This window comes from Amycolatopsis sp. lyj-84 (assembly GCF_046549075.1).
Taxonomy (GTDB): domain Bacteria; phylum Actinomycetota; class Actinomycetes; order Mycobacteriales; family Pseudonocardiaceae; genus Amycolatopsis.
Genome location: NZ_JAJPWO010000012.1, coordinates 213216 through 237544, shown reverse-complemented (window position 1 = coordinate 237544; position 24329 = coordinate 213216). Strand labels below are relative to the sequence as shown.

The 24329-nt window shown below is 69.3% G+C and carries 15 protein-coding genes; 10 read left to right on the top strand and 5 right to left on the bottom strand.

Annotated elements, in window-relative coordinates:
* Positions 1-47 precede the first annotated feature (47 nt).
* From ACLJRM_RS32155 to ACLJRM_RS32145, 3 genes are all read left to right on the top strand, one after another.
* On the top strand, positions 48-2405 hold the full coding sequence (locus ACLJRM_RS32155) for a polysaccharide lyase 8 family protein (protein ID WP_410665192.1): 2358 nt from the start codon (positions 48-50) through the stop codon (positions 2403-2405).
* Positions 2406-2927: 522 nt separating this feature from the next.
* Positions 2928-4076 carry an epoxide hydrolase family protein gene (locus ACLJRM_RS32150; RefSeq protein WP_410665191.1) on the top strand — a complete coding sequence of 383 codons (1149 nt, stop codon included), beginning with the start codon at positions 2928-2930 and terminating at the stop codon, positions 4074-4076.
* 69 nt (positions 4077-4145) lie between these two features.
* The gene (locus ACLJRM_RS32145; RefSeq protein ID WP_410665190.1) at positions 4146-4943 is read left to right on the top strand and encodes an alpha/beta fold hydrolase; all 798 of its coding nucleotides are present in this window, start codon (positions 4146-4148) and stop codon (positions 4941-4943) included.
* Here the strand turns inward: ACLJRM_RS32145 and ACLJRM_RS32140 are convergent.
* A complete protein-coding gene (locus ACLJRM_RS32140; protein ID WP_410665189.1) occupies positions 4924-7647 on the bottom strand; it encodes a BTAD domain-containing putative transcriptional regulator in 2724 nt (907 codons plus the stop codon). The two genes, ACLJRM_RS32145 and ACLJRM_RS32140, sit on opposite strands and share 20 nt — an antisense overlap.
* 124 nt (positions 7648-7771) lie before the next feature.
* Here ACLJRM_RS32140 and ACLJRM_RS32135 point away from each other — a divergent pair, with 124 nt between their 5' ends.
* Positions 7772-8260, top strand: coding sequence for a hypothetical protein (locus ACLJRM_RS32135; protein WP_101608705.1), 489 nt, complete (start codon positions 7772-7774; stop codon positions 8258-8260).
* A gap of 35 nt (positions 8261-8295) precedes the next feature.
* Here ACLJRM_RS32135 and ACLJRM_RS32130 read toward each other — a convergent pair whose 3' ends face one another.
* Positions 8296-9108: an SAM-dependent methyltransferase gene (locus ACLJRM_RS32130; RefSeq protein WP_410665188.1), complete on the bottom strand. Its 813-nt coding sequence runs from the start codon at positions 9106-9108 to the stop codon at positions 8296-8298.
* Between the two features lie 173 nt (positions 9109-9281).
* Between ACLJRM_RS32130 and ACLJRM_RS32125 the strand changes: the two genes are divergently transcribed.
* The 5 genes from ACLJRM_RS32125 (at position 9282) to ACLJRM_RS32105 (ending at position 17413) form a co-directional block, all read left to right on the top strand.
* Entirely contained in the window at positions 9282-10625 is a 1344-nt protein-coding gene (locus ACLJRM_RS32125; protein WP_410665187.1) for a cytochrome P450, read from the top strand.
* A 76-nt stretch (positions 10626-10701) separates the two neighbouring features.
* Positions 10702-11751, top strand: a complete 1050-nt coding sequence (locus ACLJRM_RS32120; RefSeq protein ID WP_410665186.1) for an alpha/beta hydrolase — start codon at positions 10702-10704, stop codon at positions 11749-11751.
* Positions 11752-11856: 105 nt separating this feature from the next.
* Positions 11857-13971, top strand: a complete 2115-nt coding sequence (locus ACLJRM_RS32115) for a putative bifunctional diguanylate cyclase/phosphodiesterase (protein WP_410665185.1) — start codon at positions 11857-11859, stop codon at positions 13969-13971.
* A 104-nt stretch (positions 13972-14075) separates the two neighbouring features.
* Positions 14076-15659: a substrate-binding and VWA domain-containing protein gene (locus ACLJRM_RS32110; protein ID WP_410665184.1), complete on the top strand. Its 1584-nt coding sequence runs from the start codon at positions 14076-14078 to the stop codon at positions 15657-15659.
* 8 nt (positions 15660-15667) lie between these two features.
* Positions 15668-17413, top strand: a complete 1746-nt coding sequence (locus ACLJRM_RS32105) for a hypothetical protein (protein ID WP_410665183.1) — start codon at positions 15668-15670, stop codon at positions 17411-17413.
* On the opposite strand, the gene ACLJRM_RS32100 is transcribed toward ACLJRM_RS32105, so the two are convergent.
* Positions 17407-18111: a class I SAM-dependent methyltransferase gene (locus ACLJRM_RS32100; protein WP_410665182.1), complete on the bottom strand. Its 705-nt coding sequence runs from the start codon at positions 18109-18111 to the stop codon at positions 17407-17409. The two genes, ACLJRM_RS32105 and ACLJRM_RS32100, sit on opposite strands and share 7 nt — an antisense overlap.
* Before the next feature lie 39 nt (positions 18112-18150).
* Between ACLJRM_RS32100 and ACLJRM_RS32095 the strand changes: the two genes are divergently transcribed.
* Positions 18151-22101: an alpha-(1->3)-arabinofuranosyltransferase gene (locus ACLJRM_RS32095; RefSeq protein ID WP_410665181.1), complete on the top strand. Its 3951-nt coding sequence runs from the start codon at positions 18151-18153 to the stop codon at positions 22099-22101.
* On the opposite strand, the gene ACLJRM_RS32090 is transcribed toward ACLJRM_RS32095, so the two are convergent.
* Positions 22066-23004, bottom strand: coding sequence for a hypothetical protein (locus tag ACLJRM_RS32090; RefSeq protein ID WP_410665180.1), 939 nt, complete (start codon positions 23002-23004; stop codon positions 22066-22068). The genes ACLJRM_RS32095 and ACLJRM_RS32090 overlap by 36 nt on opposite strands.
* A gap of 114 nt (positions 23005-23118) precedes the next feature.
* Positions 23119-24327 carry a lipopolysaccharide biosynthesis protein gene (locus ACLJRM_RS32085; RefSeq protein WP_410665179.1) on the bottom strand — a complete coding sequence of 403 codons (1209 nt, stop codon included), beginning with the start codon at positions 24325-24327 and terminating at the stop codon, positions 23119-23121.
* Positions 24328-24329 lie beyond the last annotated feature (2 nt).

Sequence of the window (24329 nt, the reverse complement as noted above, 5' to 3'; positions counted from 1 at the left end):
CCGCCGCCCCTAGTTGCTGTCTTTCGACCCCCTTGGGAGGCCTCGTCATGCCCGGATTCGGTTACGTCGACAGGAGAACCGCCCTGCTTTCAGGTGCGGCAGCGGCCGCCTCGGTCGCGCTCACAACCGCTCTCGCCAGCCCCTCGTCGGCCCAGGCCGCGCCTTCGGTTCAGGTGGGCACGTCGTCCATCGTGACCGGCTACCGCGAACTGCAGACCGGGATCAACCGGCCGTCGGCGGAACGCGCCTCCGCGCTGGCGAACCTGGACAGGGTCGCGAAGTCCTACTACGACAGCATGACACCCGGCGGCGGTCCACTGTGGAAGGACCTCCCGCTCGGCCCCGGCAGCGAGTTCACAACGTCGATGTACGCGCGGCTTCGCGCGATCGCGGTCAACTGGGGCACTCCCGGCGGTGCGCTGGCGGGCGACCCGGCCGTGCTCGGCCGGCTCAAGGCGGCGCTGGAACTGTTGTACACCAGCGATCAGTACAGCGAGAAGACCGCCGAGATCGGCAACTGGTACACCTACGAGATCGGCATCCCGCTCTACCTGCTGCACATCCTCGCGACGGTCGCCGACGAGCTGACCCAGGACGAGCTCGCCAAGTACCTGAAGCCGGTGCTGAAGTTCTCCGGCAACCCGAACCTCCGCACGAACAACCCGAGCGTCGTCGAGACCGGCGCCAACCGCGCGGACAAGTCGACGATCTCCCTCGTCTCCGGCGCGATGCTGGGGGACACCGAACGGATCAAGCGCGGTGTCGGGGCGTTCACCGACGTCGAAGGCGGGGGAGTGGCGAGTGTCATCGCCAAACTCCACCGCGCGGCAGGCGACGGCTTCCACACCGACGGCTCCTTCATCCAGCACGATTCGGTGCCGTACCCCGGGCACTACGGGATCGTGCTGCTCACCGCCGTCGCGTCCGCCATCCACGTCACCAAGGGCACGGAGTTCGAACTGGCGGCCGACGTGCGCGAGGCGGCGTACGCGCTGGTCCCCGACACGTTCGCGCCGTTCGTCTACGCGGGCGCACTGATGGAGTCGGTCCGCGGCCGGTTCCTGTCCCGGCAAGGGGAATCCGCGCACGACATCGGACATCAGCTCACCGGCGCGGTCGTGCTGCTGGCGCGGTCGGCGAGCGGGAAGCGCAAGGAAGAGCTCGGGGGGCTCGCCGCGAAGTGGATCACCGAGGACACTTTCGCGCCGTACCTGAAGATCCCCGACCCCGAGCGGTTCGCGCCCGGTCCGGATCTCGTCGGCATCCCCGGCATCGAATTCGCGCAGGAGTTGCTGGCGAGCGAGATCCGGCCGACGCGGACGGTCGCGACGCACCGCGTGTTCGGCCAGCAGGACCGGATGGTGCACGTCACCGAAGGCTGGTCTGCCTCGCTCGGCGTCGCCTCGACGCGGATCTCGCGGTACGAGTCGGTCAACTCGATGAACCTGCACGGCTGGTACACCGGCGACGGTTCACTGTACCTGTTCCTGCCCAAGGCCAAGGGGCATTTCACCGACGCCTACTGGCCGACCGTCGACCCGCTGCTGCTGCCGGGCACGACCACCAAGACCGGCGCGACCCCGGCCCTGGAACAGGTGCCGCTGACGAGCAAGGACCACAGCGGCGGCGTCCGCTGGGACGCGCGGCACGGCGCGCACGCGCTCGACTTCGTCTCACAGGACGGCACGCTGACCGCGAAGAAGTCGTGGTTTTTCACGCCGTCGGGGGTGGTCTGCCTCGGCGCCGGGATCACCGACACCTCCGGTGAGCGGATCCGCACCACGATCGAGAACCGCAACCTCGGCGAGCACGGCTCGGGTGTCCTGCTGGCGGACGGCCGGTTGGTCGGCGGCTCGGAATCGTTGCGGCGCAAGCGATGGCTTCACCTGGAGAAGGTCGGCGGGTACATCCTGCTCGACGACGCGGAGGTGACGGCGCTGCGTGAGGACCGGACGGGGACCTGGCGCGACGTCGACAAGGGCGCCAACACCAAGGGCACCACCGTGCCCTACACCCGGCGTTATCAGAAGCTCGTGATCGAGCACGGGGCCAAGCCTGCGGGCGCGAGCTACGCCTACGCCGTCCTGCCCACCGCGTCGGTGCTGGAGACGATCGCGACGGCCTGGGCGTGGCGTGTGCGGTCCAACACCGAGACGGTGCAGGCCGTCCGGCTGTGGGACGCGACGCTGCTGGCGAACTTCTTCGCGGCGGGTTCGGTCGACGAGGTGTCGGTGTCCGGTCCGGCGTCGGTGGCGCTGGGACGGGGGAACAACGGCTGGCAGCTGGCCGTTTCGGATCCGACGCAGCGGCAGGACGTCATCAAGGTGACGGTGCGGCGCAAGACCGTCGAGGTGCCGGTGAAGGGCACTTTCGGCGCCACTCAGGTCGTCCGTATCGGCCGATGAGCCTCAAGTTGGTCGTGAGCGGCAATGAAGGCCCTCGAGGGGTAAGTCAACTATGGCGGGCTCGATAGCGGCGCAGGCTCGCCAGGGAGACCTGGAGCTCTTTGACTGTCCTTAAGGGACACTCGTCACGATGTAGATGTCTGATTTCGGTGCTTTGCGCGCTTTGCGGCGGGGGTCGTGAGTGGCAATGCGGGTTCTAACCCTCTTTGTCACTCACGACGCCCGCAGTGAAGCGTACGTATGGTTATAAACCGGACCTTCATCTGCCCGGAAGTATCCCGTGTGGACAGTCGAGGTGGCTGGCTCTCGTCGGCAGTCCAGGTCCACGCCGCTGAAGGCTCCCTTCGTCGCATCAGACGCGGTGAAGGGAGCCTTCAGTCCGCCCCAGCATGACCCGCCCGAGAAGACTGCACGTTTGCCCGTCTTCTCAAGAGAACGCGAATCGCCACTCACGCCCAACCCGCCCGAGCATCACGAGGATTTAGGTCAGGAACTGGCCTAAATGGCTCCTACGGTCACCTCATGACCGACATCGAGCAGTTCCGCATCGACATCCCGCAGTCCGAGCTGGACGACCTGACCGACCGGCTGGCCCGCACCCGCTGGCCGTCGGCGCTGCCCGGTGCCGAGTGGAGCCGGGGAGTGCCGGTCTCCTATCTCAAGGAGCTGGCCGAGTACTGGCGAGACGGCTACGACTGGCGCGCGTGGGAGAAGCGGCTCAACGACTTCCCGCAGTACGTCACCGAGATCGACGGCCAGCGGGTGCACTTCCTCCACGTCCGCTCCCCGGAACCGGACGCGATCCCGCTGATCATGACGCACAGCTGGCCTAACTCGATCGCCGAGTTCCTGGAGGTCCTCGGCCCGCTGACCGACCCGCGAGCTCACGGCCTCGACCCCTCGCGGGCGTTCCACGTCGTCGCGCCGTCCCTGCCCGGCTTCGGTTTCTCGCCGTTCCCGGAACCGGCGGACGAGCGGTCGTGGGACATCGCGAGGGTGGCGCGGACCTGGGCCGAGCTGATGAGCCGTCTCGGCTACGAACGCTATGGCGCACACGGGAACGACGCCGGCGCGTTGGTGACGCCCTGCCTGGCGGTGCACGCGCGCGCGCACGTCATCGGCTCGCACATCACGTCCGGACTAGGCGTGCCGATGGGCGATCCTGCCGATTTGGAAGGGCTCACGGAACAGGACCAGGCCGAGCTGGCGGGGCTGATGGAGCGTTTCGCGGGCGGCAGCGGCTATGCGCCGTACCTGACGAACAGGCCGCAGACCTTGAGCTTCGGGTTCCTCGACTCGCCGGTCGCCCAACTGGCCTACCTGGTCGAACGGTTCAAGGAGTTCGACGGCTGGCCCGAAGGCGCGGCGCCCGCCGAGCCGATCGACCGCGATCTGCTGCTCACCAACGCGACGCTGTACTGGCTGACCGCGACCGGCGGCACTTCGCTGTGGCCGTATTACGAGGGCGCGGCCGCGATGCCGATCGACCAGACCGTGGTGCCGACCGGCGTGTCGCACGGCGGGCCGTCCGCACTGCGCAAGATCGCCTCCCGCAAGAACGACCTCGTGCGATGGGCGGATCACGAGAGTCCCAGCCACATGGTCGCGATGGCCGTCCCGGACGACGTGGTGGCCGAGCTCCGGGAGTTCTTCGGAAGTCTCCGGAAGTGATGTCGAGCGGTGGTCATCGGCTCCGACCCCGGGACGAAGCTACAGTCAAGCGACCCCGTGGAGGACCTGATGACCACCTCGTTCGAGACCGTGACCTCGGCCGACGGCACCCTGATCGCCTTCGAGCGCACCGGTGAGGGCACGCCGGTCGTCCTGGCCGGCGGCGCGTTCAACGACCGGACGACGGTCGCCGGCCTGGCCGCGACGCTGGCCCCGGACTTCACCGTGATCGCCTACGACCGGCGAGGGCGGGGCGACAGCGGAGCGGGCGCCGTCTACTCGGTAGAGCGCGAGGTCGAGGATCTCGCCGCGGTGATCGACCGGGTGGGCGGCTCGGCGGCGGTTTTCGGGCACTCGTCGGGAGCCGTGCTGGGGCTGGAGGCCGCCGCCCGAGGCGTCGCCATGACCGGCCTCGCCGCCTACGAGCCGCCGTACGTCGTCGACGACAGCCGTCCGAGGCCCGCGGCCGACCTCTTCGATCGCGTCCGGGCCCTGATCGCCGACGGCGACCGCGACGGCGCGGCCGAACTCTTCCTGGTCGAGGGGACGGGCACTCCGGCCGAGGTGGTCAAGGGGATGCGGGACGACCCGTTCTGGGCCTGGTTCACCGGCCTCGCCCACACGCTGCCTTACGACCTGGCGCTGTGCGGTCCCGGCAACGTCCTTCCCGCCGACAGGCTGGCCAAGATCTCCGTGCCGACGCTGGTGATGGGCGGCGGGGAGAGCGACGTCTGGATGCGGGCCGGCGCCCGCGCCGTCGCGGACGCGATTCCCGGAGCGAGGCACGCCACCGTCGAGGGCCAGGACCACGGCGTCCTCCACCAGCCGGACGCTCTGCGCGGGCTGCTCACCGACTTCCTCGGGTGACGGCCTTCACCGGCTCGGGGGACAGGCCCATCGCGGCGTAAAGCTCCCGTGCGGCACGGGTTTGCCCGAGTCCGGTCAGCGCGCGGGCCTCTTGGAGGCGATAGCCGATCCGCCTCGCGGTTTCGAGTGCGAGGCGGTGCCGCCCGAGGGCCACCGTCACCTCTCCGAGCGCGAGGCAGGCGGTGCCCAGGCTGTTGGCCGCCATGGTCAGCAGCAGCGGATGGTTGAGCCGGGCGAGGATCGCGCACGCGCGTCCGGCCTGCTCGCGCGCTTCACGGGGCCGGTGGGCGAGCAGCAGGGCGTCGGCGTGGTCGATTCGGCTCCACGCCTCGCCGAACAGGTAGCCGAGGTCCTGCGAGGCGGTGATCGAACGCCCGGTGACCTCGAAAGCCTCCTCGAACCGGCCGAGCCGGGCGAGGACCAGGCCCAGCTGGGCCGAACTCAGGATCATGCCGCGGGGATCCTCGCGCAACGCCACCGATCGCCGGGAGGAGGCCAGCGCGTCGTCCAAGTGGCCGAGGATCTCCTGCGCGTTGCTGAGGTTGGTCCAGAGTGTGGCGGCGGCTTCGAGGTCGACGGTTTCGTCCACGACGGCGAGGCCGTCGCGATAGAACCGGATCGCCTCGGGGTAGTTGCCGAGCATGCTGTGCAGGGCGCCCGCTTTGGACAGGGCGATCGCCTCGGTCTCGCGGTCGCCGGACGCGCGGACGACGTCCAGCCGCTCCAGGGCGCAGGCCATCCCCTCGGTGAGCAGACCGTTCTCCCACGAGGCCAGGGTGAGGCTCGCCAGGCTCAGCTGGATCGCCCGAGGGTCGCCGATCCGGCGGGCGGCGGCGATACCGGTTCGCGCCACGGCGAGCAGTTCGTCGAGGTGCCCGCTCTCCCGGAGCTGTACCGCGGTGCTCTCGGCGATCCGCCAGGCATGGTCGTCGTGACCGGTGCCGAGGGCGTGGGCGGTCACCGCTACCAGGTTGGCCCGTTCCGTCGCGTACCAGGCGGGTCCGCCGCCTTCGCGGTAGTGATCGAGCAGCCTGCCCAGTGCCGGAACGGATTCCTCGTCGCGCGCGGCGTTGCGGGCGTGTTCGGCGATCAGGTCGTGGAACGAGTACCGGCCCAGCGACGGTTGCCTGAGCAGGTGGGCGTCGAGCAGCTCTTCCAGCAGGCGTTCGGCTTCGCGCTCGCCGGTACCGGCCAGCGCGGCCGCGGCGGGCACACCGAAGTCGGCGCCGGGATTCCGCCCCAGCAGCCGGAACATGCGCTGTTGCGCGTCGTCGAGCTCCTGATAGGACAGTGCGAACGCCGCGGCCACGTCGCGTCCGGCGACCTTCAGTTCGGCCAGCCTGTCGTGTTCGGAGCCCAGCCGTTCGGCGAGGGTTTCCACGGTCCACTGTGGACGATTCTGCAACCGGGCGGCCGCGATCCTGATCGCCAGCGGCAGGTTGCCGCACAACGTGGCGACGCCCGAGTCCGGTCTCCCCGACGCCGCCGCGAACAGGGCGCCCGCCTGTTCGTCCGGCAGGACTTCGAGACTGATCGACGCGGCACCGTCGACGGCGGCCAGCCGCCGCCTGCCGGTGACCACGAGGGCGACCGTGGCCGAACCGGGGAGGAGTGGCCGCACCTGCTCGGCGGTCGCGGCGTTGTCGAGCACCACGAGCAGCGACCGGCCCGCCGTCCTGGTCCGCCACAGTTCGGCGCGCCGGTCCACGCCGCCGGGGAGACGGCTCGCCGGGACGTCCAGCTGTCCGAGCAGGGCTTCGAGCGCGGCCTCGGGTGCGAGTGGTTCGCGGGTGGGGGAGTGGCCGTGCAGGTCCACGAACAGTTGCCCGTCGGGGAAATCGGCGGCGAGCCGATGCGCGGCGTGGACGGCGAACGAGGTCTTCCCGACCCCGGCCATCCCGTCGACGGCGACCGGGCGGCCGAGCCGGACGGCGTCGAGGAGACGGCGGATCTCCTCCTCCCGGCCAGTGAAATCCGGGACGTCGTAAGGAAGGAAGCAGCGGACCTTGCCGTAATCCGGCTCGTCACGGAGGATCCGCTCGTAGAGTTCGCGTAACTTCGGGCCGGGATCGATCCCGAGTTCGTCCACCAGCCGTGACTGCGTCTGCCGGTAGACGTTCAGCGCGTCGGCCTGCCTGCCCTGCTGGTGCAGCGCGCGCATGAGCAGCCCGGCGAACGGCTCCCGGAGAGGGTGCTCGGCGACCAGCGCCGTCAATTCCGCGACGGAGTCTTCCCCGGCGGAGATGTCCTCGTCGAGGCAACGCTCCACAACGGACAGACGCCGTTCGTCGAGTTCGTCGGCTTCACCGCGTAGCGCCGTACTGTCCACACCGGACAGAGCGGGACCGTGCCAGCATCCGAGCGCCTCCCGGAACTCGCCGCGTGAGACGTGCTCCTCGAACGAGCGCAGGTCGAAAGTACGCGGGCGCAGAACGAAGCCGGGCCCTTCGGCGGTCAGGATGTCTTCGGTGGCGCCCTCGGCGACGAGAGCACGCTTCAGCGCGGTGGTGAGGTTGCGGATCTGGCGGACGGCCGTCGCGGGAGGATCCTCGTCCCAGACGACGTCCACCAGCCGTGAAACCGAGACGACGCGATCGGCACCGAGCAGCAGCGCGGCCAGGATCCGCTCCTGCCGCGAACCCGCCAGTTTCAGCGGCCGTGCGCCGATCCGGCACTGCACCGGCCCCAGGATCCGGAACTCCATCGCACCCCCTCCCGCGAGGTTAACCGGCCCCGCGCCCGCGCCGGTGCGGAAGTGATGCAGCTGTGATGCGCCACCCGGCGAACCTTCCGGTGGACGAAGTACCGGACGTGATGAGGAGAACCCTATGCGCAAGCGGTATTACGCGGCGTTGGCCGGGCTGGTCGTGGCGGCGGCGGGAATCGGCGTGCCCGCCGCGGCGACCGCGGGCGAGCAGCAGGCGGAGAGCGAGCGGCGGTCCTGCCAGCGCTCGTTCGACCGCGCCGTCTGGGAGGACATGGACAGCTACAACAAACGCGACGAGGCCCGCTATCGGGCGATCATCCACCAGAACATGGTCACCGTCGGGCGCAAGGGGCAGCTGTTCATCGGCTACGACGCCAACGTGCAGCCCGTGGTCGACGTGCAGTTCAAGCTGCCGTACGAGTACAGCATGCCGTGGACGGTGACCCACACCGTCGTCGAGAACTGCACGATGGGCTTCGCGATCCTCGACGCGTACTACAAGGTGCCGTCGCAGAACATCGACCGGCACTACACGATCAGCCTGACGCTGGTGCGCGAGCACGGCAAGTGGCAGGTCATCAAGGACACCGTGACCGACGTACTGCCCTGATCGGGGGAGTGGGGAGCGGGTGGGGGGAGTGCGTCTTACGGCTTCCGGCCCACGCCGGCGTACGGGAGCGAGTTGATCTCCGGGTCGTCGGACATGTCGCCCGCACCTTGGGGGTTCCACATCGCGCAGCCGACGACGCCGGGCTCGATGAGGTCGAAACCGGCGAAGAACGCCTCCACCTGGTCGTGGGTCCGGGGGATGGGGTCGTTCTGGGTGCTCTTGTACGCCTCGATGGCCTCGTCGAGGCCGCTCGAGTCCGCGTCGGCGGCGACGTGCGAGATGGCGAGGAAGCTGCCGGGGGCGAGGCGGTCCCGGTAGCGGGCCAGGATCACGTTCGGCTCCCAGGAGTCCGGCACGAAATGCAGCAGCAGCAACATGAACAGGCCGATCGGCTGGTCGAGGTCCAGCAGCTCCCGCGTTTCGGGCGCGTCGAGGATGTCGTTGGCGTCGCGCAGGTCGGCCTGGATCGCCGCGCACCGGTCGTTGCCGCGCAGCAGCAGTTTGGCGTGCGCCACGGCGACCGATTCGCGGTCGACGTAGACCACCCGGCAGGACGGGTCGATCTGCTGCACGATCTCGTGGAGGTTCCCGACGGTCGGGATCCCGGAGCCGATGTCGAGGAACTGCCGCACGCCCGCGTCCACCATGTGCAGCGCGGCGCGGCGCAGGAAGGCGCGGTTGAGCCGGGCCGCGTCGCGGATCCCCGGCATGATCTGCAGGATCTGTTCGCCCAGCACCCGGTCGGCCTGGAAGTTGTGGTCGCCGTTGAGCCAGTAGTCGTAGACCCGGGCGGGATTCGGCACGGTCGTGTCGACCTCGGGAGGGACCCAGCTCAGGTTGGAAGTCACCGTCGTCGCCGCCGTTCCATGGGGAATCCGTTGGAGCACAGGAGTCTAGCGGGCCGCCGGGGCCGGGTTGCCATCGTCCGATCGTGTGGATGTGCGGCCGCGGAACCCCGTTCGTGACCCGGCGGTCCTAGGGTTGCCGGGTTCAGCGTCCGAGCACCGGGGAGACGAGCACGATGGCACCACCTCCGGACGTCGCTGTCGCACCAGGCCGGTGGCCGCTGCTGGGGCACACCGTGCCGATGCTCCGCGACCCGCTGAAACTGCTGTCGTCACTGCGATCGCACGGCGACGTCGTCCGCCTCGACTTCGGCCCGATGCCGGTCTACCTGGTCACCACGCCGGAACTGGCCTGGCGGCTGCTCGCCGTCGACGCGGCGAAGTTCGACAAAGGCATCGTGTTCGACAAAATGCGGCCGCTTTTCGGTGACGGGCTAGCGACTTCCAACGGTGCCTTCAACCAGCGGCAACGGCGGATGATGCTGCCCGCCTTCCAGCGAAGCCGCATCGCGCTCTACGCCGAGACGACGATGACGAAAATCGCTGTAGAGCTTGCCGACTCGTGGAAACCGGGCGAGGTGGTGGAATTCGACCAGCGGATGCAGGATCTCGCGCTGACCATCTCCGGGCGCACGCTGTTCTCCACCGAACTCGGCGACGACGCGCTCGCCGAAATCCAGCGGTCGATCCCGATCATGTTGAAGTACGTCATGGTCAGGGCCTTCTCGCCGAAGTTCGTGGAGCGGCTGCCGATCCCGGCGAACCGCGAGTTCGACGCCGCGGCCGCGCGCCTGAGACGGGTCATCGGCGACGCCGTCCTCAAAGCCCGCGAGCAGGGCGGGGATCAGGGTGACCTGCTCTCGATGTTGTTGCTGGCCAAGGACGACGAGACCGGCGAGAAGATGACCGACCGCCAGGTGGAGGACGAGGTCATCACGATCCTCACCACCGGCGCCGAGACCACCGCCGTCGCGCTGGCGTGGTTCTTCCACGAGATCGGCGCGCGGCCGGACGTCGAGCGCCGCTTCCACGCCGAGGTGGACGAGGTGCTCGCGGGCGGACCCGCGCGGTTCGACCACCTGCCGCGCCTGGTCTACACGCAGCGGATCATCAACGAGGTCGTGCGCCGGACCCCGCCGGTGATCCTGATGCGGCGTGCGCGGGAAGACGTCGAACTCGGTGGCGTGCGCCTTCCGGCCGGTACCGAAGTCGCGGTCAGCCAGCACACGTTGCACCGCGATCCGCGCTGGTTCCCCGAGCCCGGCCGTTTCGACCCGGACCGCTGGGAGCCGGATCGTGCGGCCTCGTTGCCGAAGGGCGCGTTCATCCCGTTCGGCGCCGGGCCCCGGCTGTGCCCCGGCCACCAGTTCGCTCCCACGGAGATCGCGTTGGTCGCGGCGACGATCGGCGCGCGGTGGCGGCTGGTGCCGGTACCAGGGGTGAAGGTCTTTCCCAAGATCAAAGCGACGATGCAGCCGAACCGGTTGCCGATGACCGTGCTGCCGCGAACCTCGGGCTGACGGTGAGCGTCCGACTACCAGGTGTAGGGTTCGTGCTCCTTCCGAGCGTTCCGATTCCGGAGAGGGTTCTGTGAGAATGCCGCTCAAACTGGCCACGGCGGTGGCTGCCTGCTGCGTGCTCCTCGGTGGTTTCCTGGTCGCCGCCCCGGCCGCGGCCGTCGAGATCCGTTGTTCCGACCTGGACCTGCCGGTCACCGGCCCGCTCGGCGCGCCCGCCACGGTGCACGGCCGGTTCTGCCTGCCCGACGGCCCGGTGCCCGAGGCCGTCCAGCTCCTGGTGCACGGCGGTACCTACAACAGCGCCTACTGGGACCTGCCCTACGACCCGGATCGCTACTCGTACCAGCGCGACATGGCCAAGCACGGCTACGCGACCTTCGCCGCGGATCAGCTCGGTTCGGGCGGAAGCAGCAAACCGTTCAGCCTTCCGCTCCTGCTGCCGGTGCTGGCGCGATCGATGCACGAAGTGATCGGCCACCTGCGCGCGGGACGGGTCGGCGGCACGCCGTTCGAGAAGGTCGTGATCGTCGGGCATTCGGTCGGTTCGGGCATCGTCGCGGCCGAGGCGTCGACGTATCAGGACGTGGACGGCGTGATCCTCACCGGGATGACACATCTGCCGTCGGTGCCCGCGTTGACGCTCGGCGTGCTCTTCGGCCTGCAGCCCGCGTTCGCGGACGACAGGCTCGGTTCCCTCGGCAGCGATCCGCTCTATTTCACGACGAAACCGGGGGCGCGCGCCGGGCTGTTCTACGCGACGGAAAATACCGACCCGGGTGTCATCGCGGCCGATGAAGCGACCAAGGACCAGGTTTCGGTCCCGGGAATGGGAACCGTCGCCGTGTTCGGCATCGTGCTGCCCGCGACAAAGGCGATCCGCGTACCGGTTCTGCAGGCGGTCGGGCAGAAGGACATCCTGTTCTGCGGCCTGTTCGCGCTCCGGAACTGTTCGAGCGGCGCGACCCTGCGACCGGCGGAAGCGCCGTATTACCGGCCCGAGGCCGAACTTTCCACGTATGTTCTGCCCGGTGCCGGACATTCGTTGGCGTTGCATCGCAACGCGTCCGAGTACCGGGACGCCACGCGCGGATGGCTGAGGGACAAGGTCGGTGTTGCAGTACCGTAGGGTTACCACCCGATTGGGTGACCGGTAAACCGTGAGTATGGCCAGAGAATCGTGGAGGATGTTTCTCCACCGCGGAATACGAAAACGACCCCAGGACCGGCGGACGTGACTGCCCCACTTCCGGACGGCGATGAGTTCTCCGTATCGCCGGACGCCTCGAAAAGAACCTCGTCTTCCGCTTCGCCGAAGCGGAAGAATGCCGCGCCGACCCGGGCGACCCTCGTTCGCAAGTGGGCGTACCTGGTCACGAGTACGGCGTACCTTCCGTATACCCACGCCCAGATCGAAGAGCATTTCACCGCTCTGCTGGACGAGGTGTACGCGGCGGTGCTCAGTGACGACGCCGAGCCCGTGCAGGCCACCGAGGCCGGCGCGCGGCTCGTCGCGCTCAGATGCGTCGGGCCGGACAGCCTGCGCCGCACGATGGAGATACTCGGCAAGGGGCTCTTGCACGAACCGGAGTTGCGGAGCGTGAAGTCGCTCCCCGAACGGGTGTTGCAGGTGCTCGGCGCTCTCGCGTCCGGCTACGGCGAGGCCTTGCGCGAGAGCATCCAGACGCAGCAAGAGGATCTGAGTCGCACGCTGGTCACGCTCGAACGCGAGACCCGGCGTGAACTGGTGCTCGCGCAGGCGCGTTTCGAGCAGTTGTTCACCGGTTCGGCGACCGGCGTGGCCGTCACCAGGGTGGACGGCCGCGTCCAGCGGGTGAACCCGAAGTTCGCCGAGATGCTGAACCGGCCCGTCGCGGATCTGATCGGGCTCAACCTCTACGACCTGGTCCATCCGGATGACGCCGGTGGCCTGCGCGAGGGTTACCGGAAGCTGCTCGAAGGCGAGAGTCAGCGGCTCGAACTGTCACGAAGACTCCTGACCGACGACGAAGATCCGACCTGGGCCGGCTTCACCGGCGCGGTCATCCGCGACCCGGCCGGCGAGGTCCAGCAGTTGATCACGCTGGTCGACGGTGACACCGACGTCTCGCTGCTCCAGCGGCAGCTGAGCCGCCAGGCCCTGCACGATCCGCTGACCGGCCTGCCGAACCGGCAGTTCTTCGGCACCCGGCTGGAGAAGGCGCTGCGGCATGCCGATCCGGCCTTCGGCGTCACGGTCTACCACCTCGACCTCGACGGATTCTCCCTGATCGCGGGCGGGCTGGGCCAGAAACAGAGCGACGACCTGCTGAAGAACGTCGCCGCGAAGCTGCGGACCGTCGTGGGCGGCGAGAACGCGCTCGTCGCCAGGCTCGGCGGTGACGAGTTCGGCATCCTCATCCAGAACACCGCTTCCAGCCCGGACGTCGCCACCGTCATCGGCATGATCAACCAGGAACTCTCCGAACCGGTCTACCTCGAAGGCGGGAGCGGGGTCGCGGTCTCGGCGTGCGTCGGGGTCGTGCACCGGCCGCCGAGGGACATCGCGCCGACCGAACTGCTGCGCGTCTCCGACATGACGCTGCGCCGGGCGCAGTCCAACGGCTACCGGCAGTGGGCGTTGTCCGACTCCGCCCTCGACACCAGGGAACGGCACGAGTTCAGCCTGGCCGTCTCCATGGCGGGTGCCTGGGAGACCGGCGAGCTCGAGGTCGGTTTCCGGCCGCTGACCTGGCTGGCGGACAACCGGCCGGCGGGTATCGAGGCGAGACTCGCGTGGAACCATCCTCGCCACGGCCGGATCGGCCACGACACGTGCGTCCGCTTCGCCGACGAGACCGGTCTCATCGTGCCACTCGGCGAATGGCTCATCCGCACCGCGTGCGAGGAGTCGGACGACAGGCTCCCGATGGTCGTGGGACTGACCCCGCACCAGGCCGCGGATCCGGATCTCGTCGGATCGGTGCGGAGCGTGCTCGCCGGGACCGGGCTCGGACCGTCACGGCTGCGGCTGGGCTTCCCCGCCGGTGCCGTGCTCGCCGAACTCGGGGAGACCGTCGACAACCTGCACCTGCTCGCCGAGATCGGAGTGGACCCCGAACTGCAGGACTTCGGCGCGGCCGGTGACGTCGTCTGTCTCGTGGACGTTCCCGTGCGGACGGTCCGGATCGCTCCCCGGCTGGCGGAGCGGCGGACGGAACCGCTGGCCGGACGTTCGCTGCGAAACCTCATCGAGACCGCGAACATGGCGGGCGCGACGGTGATCGCGGACGGGATCGACTCGACCGGCGACGCGGGCTGGTGGCAGTCCGCCGGTGCCCACATCGGGGCGGGCCGGTACTTCGGTTAGGCCATCTGCCGCAGTGGCGCGGCGCTAAGTTACCCGAGAGTTGACGTACGCGGGCGGATTGGGCAACATCCCAGGTCCTCACCCCGCACCTCGGAGGCATACGCATGCAGGTAGGCCCGAGGCGTGGGCGGCGTATCACCGCGCCCGTCGTCGTCTTGAGCCTGTTGCTGGTGATCGCGCTCGGTGCCTGGTGGGGAGTGGACTATCTGCGGGCCCGCTTGGCGGGCAACGGTTGTGACGCGCTGACGCCGGTCGCGATCACCGCCGCGCCCGACGTGGCACCGGTGCTCACGCGGCTCGCGACGACCGTGCCACAGGAAGAATGCTTCAGTGTCACCGTGACCGCGAGCGAGTCGGCCACGACGGCCGACCTGCTCGGGACCACCGCCTCCGGCGGCCCCGACGTCTGGATCCCCGAGTCGAGCACGATGCTGTCGCAGGCCAGGGACGCCGGCGCGTGGAACCTGCCGGAATCCGGTCAGTCGGTGGCGAATTCCCCGGTGGTGCTGGGACTTCCCGACGAGACCGCTCGGCGGTTCGGCTGGCCGGGGAGAACCCCTGCCTGGCAAGAGATCCTCGACGGTTCCCCGGTCGGGATGCCGGACCCGGCCCGCGATCCGCTGGGCATCGCCACCCTGCTCGGCCTGCGGAAGCTGACCGAGCAGGCGCCCGATCCCGCCGCGGCCTTCACCGCCGTCATGCGGAAGCTGAATCCGGCCCCCGGCCAGTTCCCGGCAGCCTTCCCGGTGACCGAACAGGCCGCCCTCGCCCGGAATCTGGTGGCGGCCTACCCCGGTGTCCCGGTGCAGGGGTTCGATTACCCATACGTCGTCCTGCCCAAGGCGTCGGAGGCGTCGAGAGGGGCGGCGGAACGCTTTCTGCGGCTGCTGCTCGATCCGATGGCGGGCGCGACCTTCGCCAACGAGGGATTCCGCGCGCCCGGCGGCCAGTTCGCCGTCCCCCGGGCGCAGGACAGCCGGACCGATCCGGCGCCCCAGCCGCCCGGCGCTCCACCCGTGACGGAGATGTACGCCGCGTTGCAGGCCTGGGCGGGGACGAACCTGAGTGCCCGGGTCCAGGTGCTGCTCGACGTCTCCGGTTCGATGGCCGCCGCCGTGCCGGGCGCGGGGAAGAGCAGGATGGAACTCACCCTGCAAGCCGCGACGCAGGGACTCGGGCTGTTCAAACCCACCACGGAACTGGGGTTGTGGCTGTTCTCGACCAAATTGGACGGTGACAAGGACTACCGTGTCCTGTTGCCGATGAGGACGATCGCGGAACAGACGACTTCGGGCGGTGTCGGGCAGCTTCAGGCGGTGCGGCCGAAAGCCGGCGGGGCGACCGGCCTCTACGATTCGATCCTGGCCGCGTACCAGAACGCCAGGCAGAACTGGAAACCCGGCCGGATCAACCTGGTCGTCGTCCTCACCGACGGGCGTAACGAAGACAGCGAGACGATCGGGCTGCCGCGGTTGCTGGAAGAGCTGGGGAAGCTCCAGGACCCGCGGAAGCCGTTGCCCGTCATCGGGATCGGCATCGGACCCGACATCGACGCGTCCGAACTGCGGCAGGTGTCCACCGCCACCGGCGGGGATTCGTTCACCACCCCCGATCCCCGGAAGATCTCGGACGTCTTCTACCAGGCGCTGAGCAAGATCATGTGCCAGCCGCCGACCTGCAAGAATTGAGGAAAGACGTGGTTGTCCGGGGGAAGAGACCTTCGCCGGTCACGATCGCCGCGATCGTCGCCGGCGTGATCCCGTTCGTCCTGCACGCGTGGGCCGCGCTGCGCGGCAGTCTCGCGCAAGACGACTTCGTCATCACCTATCACGCCGCGCAGGCAGGCCCCTTCGACTTCGGCTACTTCTTCCAGGACTACCACGGCCATCTCGCGCCGGGCGGGTTCCTGCTCGCCGATCTGCTGACCGCCTGGGCGCCGCTGAACTTCGCCGTGCTGATGGCGCCGGTCCTGGCGATGCAGGCGGCGGCTTCGGTGCTGTTGTGGACGGTCCTGGTGCGCTGTTTCGGGCGCCGCTGGGGGATTCTCGTCCCGTTCACGATGTTCACGACGTCGACCCTGCTGCTCGTCCCGACGTTGTGGTGGGCGTACGCCATCCAGATCGCGCCCGTGCTGCTGGCCGCCACGGCCGCCCTGCACGCGCACGTGCGGTATCTCGCCGACGGCGGACGCTGGGCGATCGCCACCGTGGCCTGGACGGTCTTCGGGCTCGCCTTCTACGAAAAGGCGGTGTTCATCCCGCTGCTGGTCGCCGGGATCACCGTGCTGCTCGGGATTTCCCTGCGCCGTCACGTCGTGCTCTGGGGCGTTCTCGCCGCCGTGCTAGCCGGCTACGCGGCCGTTTTCTTGACGCTGACCACGAGCCAGGTCGGGCAGGGCGGCGGTCCGGTCACCGTCGGCACGGTCGCGGACATGACGGGCCGGATGCTCGGCGACACCCTGGTGCCGGGGCTGGCGGGCGGGCCGTGGTCAGGACCCGGACCCGGTGCGACGTTCGCCGCTTCCCCTGTCGTGGCGCGGATCCTGCTGCTGCTCGTCGCGGTCGCCGTACTGGTCGCCGGGATCCGCACGGGCGGGCTCCGGGCGCGGAAGGCGTGGCTGCTGCTGGGCCTGGTGTTCGTGGCGGACATCGGGCTTTCGGCGGCCACCCGGCTCACCGAGGTCGGCCCCGAACTGGGCAGCGACCCCCGCTATGTCGCGGATCTCGCGCTCGTGGCCGTGCTGTGCCTCGCTTTCGCCTTCCTGGAGCCGAAACCGTTCGACCGGCTTTCCGATCCCATGCCATCGCAGGCGAAACGCCCGCTCGCCCTGGTGTTGAGTCTCGCCTTGATCGCGAGTTCGGCCGTGGGTTTCTCCCGGCTGGCACCGGGATTGCGGTTCGAGCACTCCCGGGACTTCCTCGCCAACGCGCGATCTTCGATCGAACGGAACCCCGATCTCGTTCTGTACGACACGGCGGTGCCGAACGACGTCCTGCACGGCTGGTTCGGCGAGAACGCCCGCACGTCCCGGGTGGTGGGCCTGATCCCGGGTGTCCGGTTCGATCAGCCGACGAGCCGGATGTCCCTTTTGGACGACTCGGGTACCGCGAGGACGATCACCGGCGTGGAATCGATTTCCCGCGGCCTTCCCGGCCCGGTGGCGGGCTGCGGGTACGCCGTCGGCGAAAGCCTGGTCCGGGTTCCGTTGGACACGCCCGTTCTCGGCCGCTACCTGCTGCGGATCGACTACTTCACCTCGGACGGCGGTGAAGGTGTCGTCGATCGCGACGGGGCGCGCGTGCCGGTGTGGTTCCAGCCCGGCCTGCACACGATGTACCTGCCGATCGAGGGCCTGTTCGACAAGGTCGGTTTCCAGTTGTCGGCCAAGGGCGCTCCCGTCTGCCTCGCGAAGGTCGACGTCGGCAGGCCGCTCACTCAGTAAGGGTCGTACGGGCTGTCGTGGCCGAAGATCTTCGCCACGGGATTCAAGCGCAGCCGCAGCAGGATCTTGATCCCGACGTTGCGCGCGAACCACGGCAACTGGGCGAGTACGCGCAGCCGGTCCTCGGCCGACGGCGGGGTGAGCCGGAACCGGGCCAGCGACGTCGCGCGGTCGAGGTAGGTGTACCGCCGTCCGAAGAGGACTTTCGCGATCGTGCCCAGGGTGACACCGATCGAGGAAAAGCAGTCGTGGACCAGGATTTCCCCACCGTCGATCAAGTTCGTCGACCAGCGAAGGTCGTCGGTGTAGGTCCAGTAGTCGTGCTTGCCGTCGATGTAGAGCAACTGGATCGGGCGGTCCCAGCGTGGCCGCAGTTTCGTGCTGTACTCGGCCACGAGTTCGACGACGTCCTCGACGCCCGCCGTCCTCAGGTTCGCCTCGAATCGTTGGCGTGTCGGCGATCCGCCGAAGAGCCGTCCGTCGACGAAAGGGTCGACAGCGACCACCGTGGCCCCGGCCGTCCGCGCCGCCATGGCGAGGACGATCGTCGAACGGCCTTGGTGGCTGCCGATTTCGACGATGAGGTCGCCCTTGTCCAGGCGGCATGCCGCGTTCCACAAGGCAAGGCCCTGATCTCGCGTCATCCAGCCTTTGACGGGTTCGGCGAGCGACCACGCTTCTTCGAAACCGTCTGTCATAGGCGCATAGTAGCCACGTTTCCGCCTAGTATCTACCGGATGGTAACCGGCGCGATCGTGAAGAAGCCGAGCACGTGGATCGTGCTGGCGCTGACCGTGCTGTCCTTTGTGCAGCGTCCGGGCAGGACGACGTTCGACACCAAACTCGACCTCGCCGTGGATCCGCTGGCCTTCCTCGGCCGGGCGCTGCACCTGTGGAATCCCCAGGCGACGGCGGGGGAACTGCAGAACCAGGCGTACGGCTACCTGTTCCCCATGGGGCCGTTCTTCGCGGTGTGCCAGGCCGTCGGGATGCCGGTGTGGATCGCGCAGCGGTTGTGGTGCGCGCTCCTGCTCTCGGTCGCGTTCGGGGGCGCGCTCCTGGTGGCCCGCGCGCTCAAGATCGGGAACGAACGGACTCGGCTGATCGGAGCAGTCGGGTACGCCCTCGCGCCGCGGATGGTCACCGAAATCGGCTCGCTGTCGTCGGAAATGCTGCCCGCCGTCCTGCTGCCGTGGGTGCTGCTGCCGCTGATCCTCGCCGATCGCATCGGTTCGCCACGCCGTGCCGCCGGGCTGTCCGCGCTCGCCGTGCTGTGCATGGGCGGGATCAACGGCGCGATGGTCGTGATGGCGCTCGTGCTGCCGGGACTCTGGCTGCTGACCCGGAAATGGCGGAGCACGCACGTCGAACTCGTCATCTGGTGGTTCGTCTTCGTCGCGGGCGTGGCGCTGTGGTGGATCCTGCCGCTCGTCCTGCTCGGCCAGTACAGCCTGCCGTTCCTGGACTACATCGAATCCGCGACGAACACGACGGCGCCGATGTCGCTGTACGAGGTGCTGCGCGGGACGAACCAATGGGTCGCCTACGTCGTGCAGGGCACGCCGTGGTGGCCGTCGGGCTGGGCGCTGATCGACAATCCCGTGCTGATGGCGGCCACCGGGCTGGTGGCGGCGGTCGGCCTGTTCGGGCTCGCACGGCGTGGCCTGCCCGAACGACGGTTCCTGGTACTCGGCGTCCTGACCGGGCTGACGCTGCTGACCGTCGGCTATGTCGGGACGCTCGACAGCCCGCTGGCCGAACCCGTGCGGCATCTGCTCGACGGCCCGCTCGCGCCGCTGCGCAACGTGCACAAATTCGAACCGGTGCTGCGGCTGCCGCTGATGCTGGCGTTCGTATACGGCATCACGAGTGCCGCGCCTTCGCTGCGGCGGAATTTGCGGCCAGCGCTCGGTGCGTTACTGGTCGTGGTGATGGCCGCGCCGGTGTGGCTGCTGACGCTGCGGCCGGGGCCGGGCTGGGACGAGGTGCCGGGCCATTGGTACGACGCGATGGGCTACGTCGCCAAGGCCGATCCGAACGCGCGGACGCTGCTGCTGCCCGCGACCGGGTTCGGCGAGTACGACTGGGGCCGCACCGTGGACGAACCGGCGCAGGCCATCGCGGACAGCCCGTGGGCCGTGCGCAACCAGGTCCCGCTGGGGTCGGAGGGCAACACCCGGCTGATGGACTCGATCGACGCGGCTTTGGCCGACGGCAGAGGGGATCCCGGGCTCGCCGCCCTGCTCGCGCGGTCGGGCTACCGGTTCTTGCTGCTGCGAGGGGACATCGACCGCGCCAAGGTGGGCGCCCCCGACTTCGCGACGCTGCGCTCCGGACTGGCGGGATCACCGGGGATCGGGAAAGCGGCCGAGTTCGGGCCGCTGGAGATCTACGAGGTGAAACGGCCGGTGCCGCTCGTCACCGCGACGTCCGTGAAGGACGTTCCGACGGTGAGCGGCGGCCCGGAGAACCTGCTGCCGCTGATGAACTCCGGGCAGCTCGATCCCGGCACGCCGACGGTGCTGACCGGGGACGGTGGTTCGCCGTCCGGGCGGCGGCTGGTCACCGACGGGCTGCGCCGGGCCGAACGCAACGTCGGCGGGGTGCGGGACAACCTGAGCCAGACGCTGACCGCCGGGGAATCGCCGAGACAGCAACGGGCCGCGCTGGACGTCCTGCCGTTCCCGGGGGAGCAGCATCAGACCGTGGCCGCGTACCGGGGGATCCGGTCGGTCAGCGCGTCGACCGCGGCGTCGTTCGCGGACGCCTTCGGCGGTTCGGATCCGAGTCACCAGCCGTTCGCCGCGCTGGACGGGGATCCGCGGACCGCTTGGCATTCCTCGACCTTCACCGGCCCGATCGGGCAGTGGCTCGAAGTCGAACTGGACACGCCGAGGCTGGTGAACACGGTCGATCTCGCGATGGTCGACGACATCCGCGTCGGCTGGCCGCCGACCAGGATCCGGGTCACCACGGACAACGGTTCCGTCGATCACCAGGTCATCCGGGGCGAAGGGGCGCACACCTACGCGGCGCCGGCGGGCGTGACGCGCAAGGTGCGGATCACGTTGCTGTCGCTCGTGGTCGGCAGGCAGGACGGCAACGTCGGCATCTCGGAGCTCAAGATCCCCGGCGCGGAACCGCAACGCGCGCTCGAGGTCCCCGCCGACCTTCCCGAGGGGACGGCGCCGGGTTTCGCTTTCACCCGGGGCCAGCAGCCGAGGTACGCGTGCGTGGCGGACAACGGGCACGTCCGTTGTGATGCCAACGCAGGTCGCGACGGTGAAGAACCGGACGGGATCCGACGGCTGTTCTCGACGACGTCTCAGAGCGCGTACGAGTTCGGCGGCACCGTGCTGCCCGCCGGCGGCGGCCGGTTCCCGGCGGACCTGCCGGGCGTGCGGGTGTCGGCGACCTCGCAACTGGGCGGGGACCCGTCGGCGGGCGCTTTCGCCGCCGCGGACGGGAATCCCGCGACCGCGTGGCTGCCCGACGTCACCGACCTGCGGCCGACGTTGACCCTGGACTGGGCCAAGGCGCAGACGATCTCCGGAATCCGCGTCGCCGTCGATCCGGGCGGGACCGCGAGAGCGCCCGCACGGCTGGAGCTGACGACACCGACGTCGAGCCGCTCCGTCGAACTCGACGCTTCCGGCGCGGCGACGTTCCCGCCCCTGGAGACCTCGCAGCTGAAGATCGCTTTCGCCGGTCTCGACGACGACCAGCGGACCCGGAACTCGCTGGGAATCGGGAGCCTGTCCCTGACCGGCGCCGAACTTCCCGCTCCGGCCGCGGAATTCACCGTGCCGTGCGGATCGGGCCCGAACGTCCACCTGAACGGCTTCGACTACGACACGTCCGTGCGCGGCACACTCGCCGATTTCGCCGCGCACCGGCCGCTGACGCTTTCCGCCTGCCCCGATTCCCAGGGCGGCGTCGACCTGGCGGCGGGCGGACACGAACTCCGGACCGACCGGTCCGAGTCCTTCGTGGTCCAGGACCTGTGGCTCAAACCCGCCGGGCAGGCGGTCCCGCCCGTTGTCCACCGTGCCGTGTCCGTGGACTCGTGGGACGCGACGTCCAGGACGGTGACCGTCGCGGGCGGCGACGAGTCCATTTTGGCCGTTCCGGAGAACGCCAACGCGGGCTGGATTGCTTCCCTGAACGGGACTCCGCTGGTGAAGACGCGCGTCGACGGCTGGCAACAGGCGTGGATCCTGCCGGCCGGGTCCGGCGGTGTCGTCCAGTTCGAGTTCACCCCGGACTGGAAATACCGCTCCGGCCTGCTGATCGGCGCCGTCGCGATCCTGGCGGTGCTGATCGGCGTCCTGTGGCCGGTCCGGCGGCGTCCCGTGTCCACAGTGGCCGGATCCGGGCGAGTGGTCCCGGTGGTGCTCATCGGCCTGCTGGCGGTGCTCGGCGGGATGCTGCCGATCGTCCTGCTGATCGCCGTCCTGCTGGCACGCCAGTTCACCGACCGCGCGCCACGCTATCTCGCTTTCGGCGGGATGGCCGTGGGGACGCTCGTCGCGGTGGTGGGGCGGCTGCTGGGGCACGGCCAGGAGTGGGCCTACGGTCCGGTGACGCAGGCTTCGCTGCTGCTGGCCGCGGCGGCGATGGTGGCGATGTGTTTGCCTTGGTTCGCGGGACGGTCATCCGAAGAAGCGGATGTCCGGCCGGGGTCGTAGCCGCGCGCTTTCCAGCGCCGCCCCTAGTTCGGCCACGACCTGATCCGGTTCCGAACGGAGGCGCGACGGCAGAGTCTGGAGAACGACGATCCCCGCGGCCGCGTACCGGGCGTTGCGGGCGAGCGTGTCGCGAAAACCGGCGTCTCCCGCGTGGTAGCCGAGGGAATCGATTTCCCAGGCGAAGGCGAACTCGTCGCACCAGCCGTCCGGCTGCGCGATGTAGATCCCGTTCGAGTCGAAGATCTTGACGTTCCACCGGCACTCGGGCAGGTCCGATCGTTGCCAGAGGTGCCAGGCATCGGCCTCGGCGACCGAACGCGCGCCGCCCAAGATCGGCAGGAGCGCGCTGCGCAAGCTGCTTCCCCGACGAGCTTCGTCGAGCTCGTCGGCGAGCGAGCGAGGAAGGCAGAAACCTCGCTGCACCGCCTCGGCCATCATCGCGGTGATCGCGTCCTGGTCCGGTGCCCTGCGTGCCGCGTCGATCACCGCGCGCGGTACCGGGGCGGTCGGGACGCCGGATCTGACGCGGGGATTCGGCAGGCGGCGGGACCGTTCGATGTGGACGAATCCGCTGTCCGCGACCGACCGCTCCGCCGGGACGAGAACGTGAACCGTCTCGGTATTGGGAAGGTTGCGCAGGCCATAGCGTTCCAGGGCGCGTACTCCAGTGAGGATCGAGCCGGTACCGGCGTGCAGGAGGGCGGCCTGGACCCTCTGCTCTTCGGTCGGCTCGCCGTTCTGGAGCAGCACGATGCCGGGCAGCAGCATTCGCCACGCCCCACCAGGCTCGCAGCGCCGCGAGATCGTCCGGCGTGGCATGCCGATGGCTTCGAGTTGCTTCGCCGTGATCACCGGCGAACCGGTGGTGATCAGTGGGTGGCGTGCCCAGTCTCCCCTTCGCACCTGATCAGCATGGAGTCGATCACCGACAGAACCACGTTGCCCGGCTTCGTGACCGGACCTTTCGTGCGTGACCGTGTGGATTTTGGGACATCTGACGTCCCAAAATCCACACGGTCAAGAGTCGGCCGACCGGCGCGACCGCCACTCCAGCACAGCACCGGAAAGCGCCAGAGCCCCCGCACAGCAAGCAGCGACGGTCACCACCTGAGTGGCCGACGAGTGCAGCCAGGTCGTCACCAGCACCGTCTCCACCAGCACGGTCGCCCACATCAGCACGGTCACCCGGCGGTCGCCGGCGGCGAGGCGGGAGAACAGGAGGATCTGCACCAGCGCGAGCATCGAGCCGGCGAGGGCGAACGGCCAGACTGGCATGGTGCTGGCGGCGTAGCCGGGGCCGCCGATGAAGGACAGCAGGCGCGGGCCTGCGACGAGGGAGACAAGGAGGACGAGGGCGTCGAGGGCGGCGCAGACGGCCAGGGCGGCGGGCAGGATGCGGCGCCGGTCGTCGCCGTTCGCGAACCGGGGGAGCACGAGGACACCGACGGCTTGGGGGAGCCAGTAGGCGATCTTCGTGACGATCGCGCCGAGCGCGTATTCGCCCGCCTCGCTCGCGGGGAGGGTGTGGCGCGCCAGGACCAGGTCGAGGTTCACCAGCAGGACCAGCGCCAGCATCGCCTGTGCCGCGTGCAGGACGTCGCCCGCGTGCCAGCCCGCTTTCCTCGGTCGCTGCCGTCCACAGAGGAGCCAGCCGCAGAAGATCACCAGGTACGAGCCGATCGCGGTCCCGGCCAGCGCGCCGGTGGCGTTGCCGCCGATCACGAGGCCGATCAGCGATCCGCCGACCTTGCCCGCGCCTTCGAGCGCCATGAGCCCGGCCAGCCGTGCGAACCGGCCGCTGCCCTGCAGCAGACCGTGGAAGAGGCCGAGCAGGGTCAGCGGGCCGAGGGTGACGGCGAGCAGCAGCGCGGGCACCACGGAATCCAGGTGCAGCACGAAGACCAGTACCGGCGCCAGGATCAGGCCGATCGCCGCGACGATCGCGCTCGTCGTGAGGCCGAGTGCCAGGAGTGTTCCCGTGTCCTGAGGCTTGCGCGCGACGCGCAGCGCGACGACGGTCTGCAGGCCCATCGCGGGGACGACGCCGATCACCAGCACCGCCAGCAGCGAGCTCAGCTCACCGAATGCGCTCGGAGCGAGCAGCCGGGCGGCGACGATGCTCAGTGCGTAGGCGCCGGCGTTGTTGGCCGCCAGCGCGAGGGAGACGAGGATCGCCGCGACACGCTTGTCGGTCCTGGCCTGATCGACCTCGACGTCTACGCTCAAAG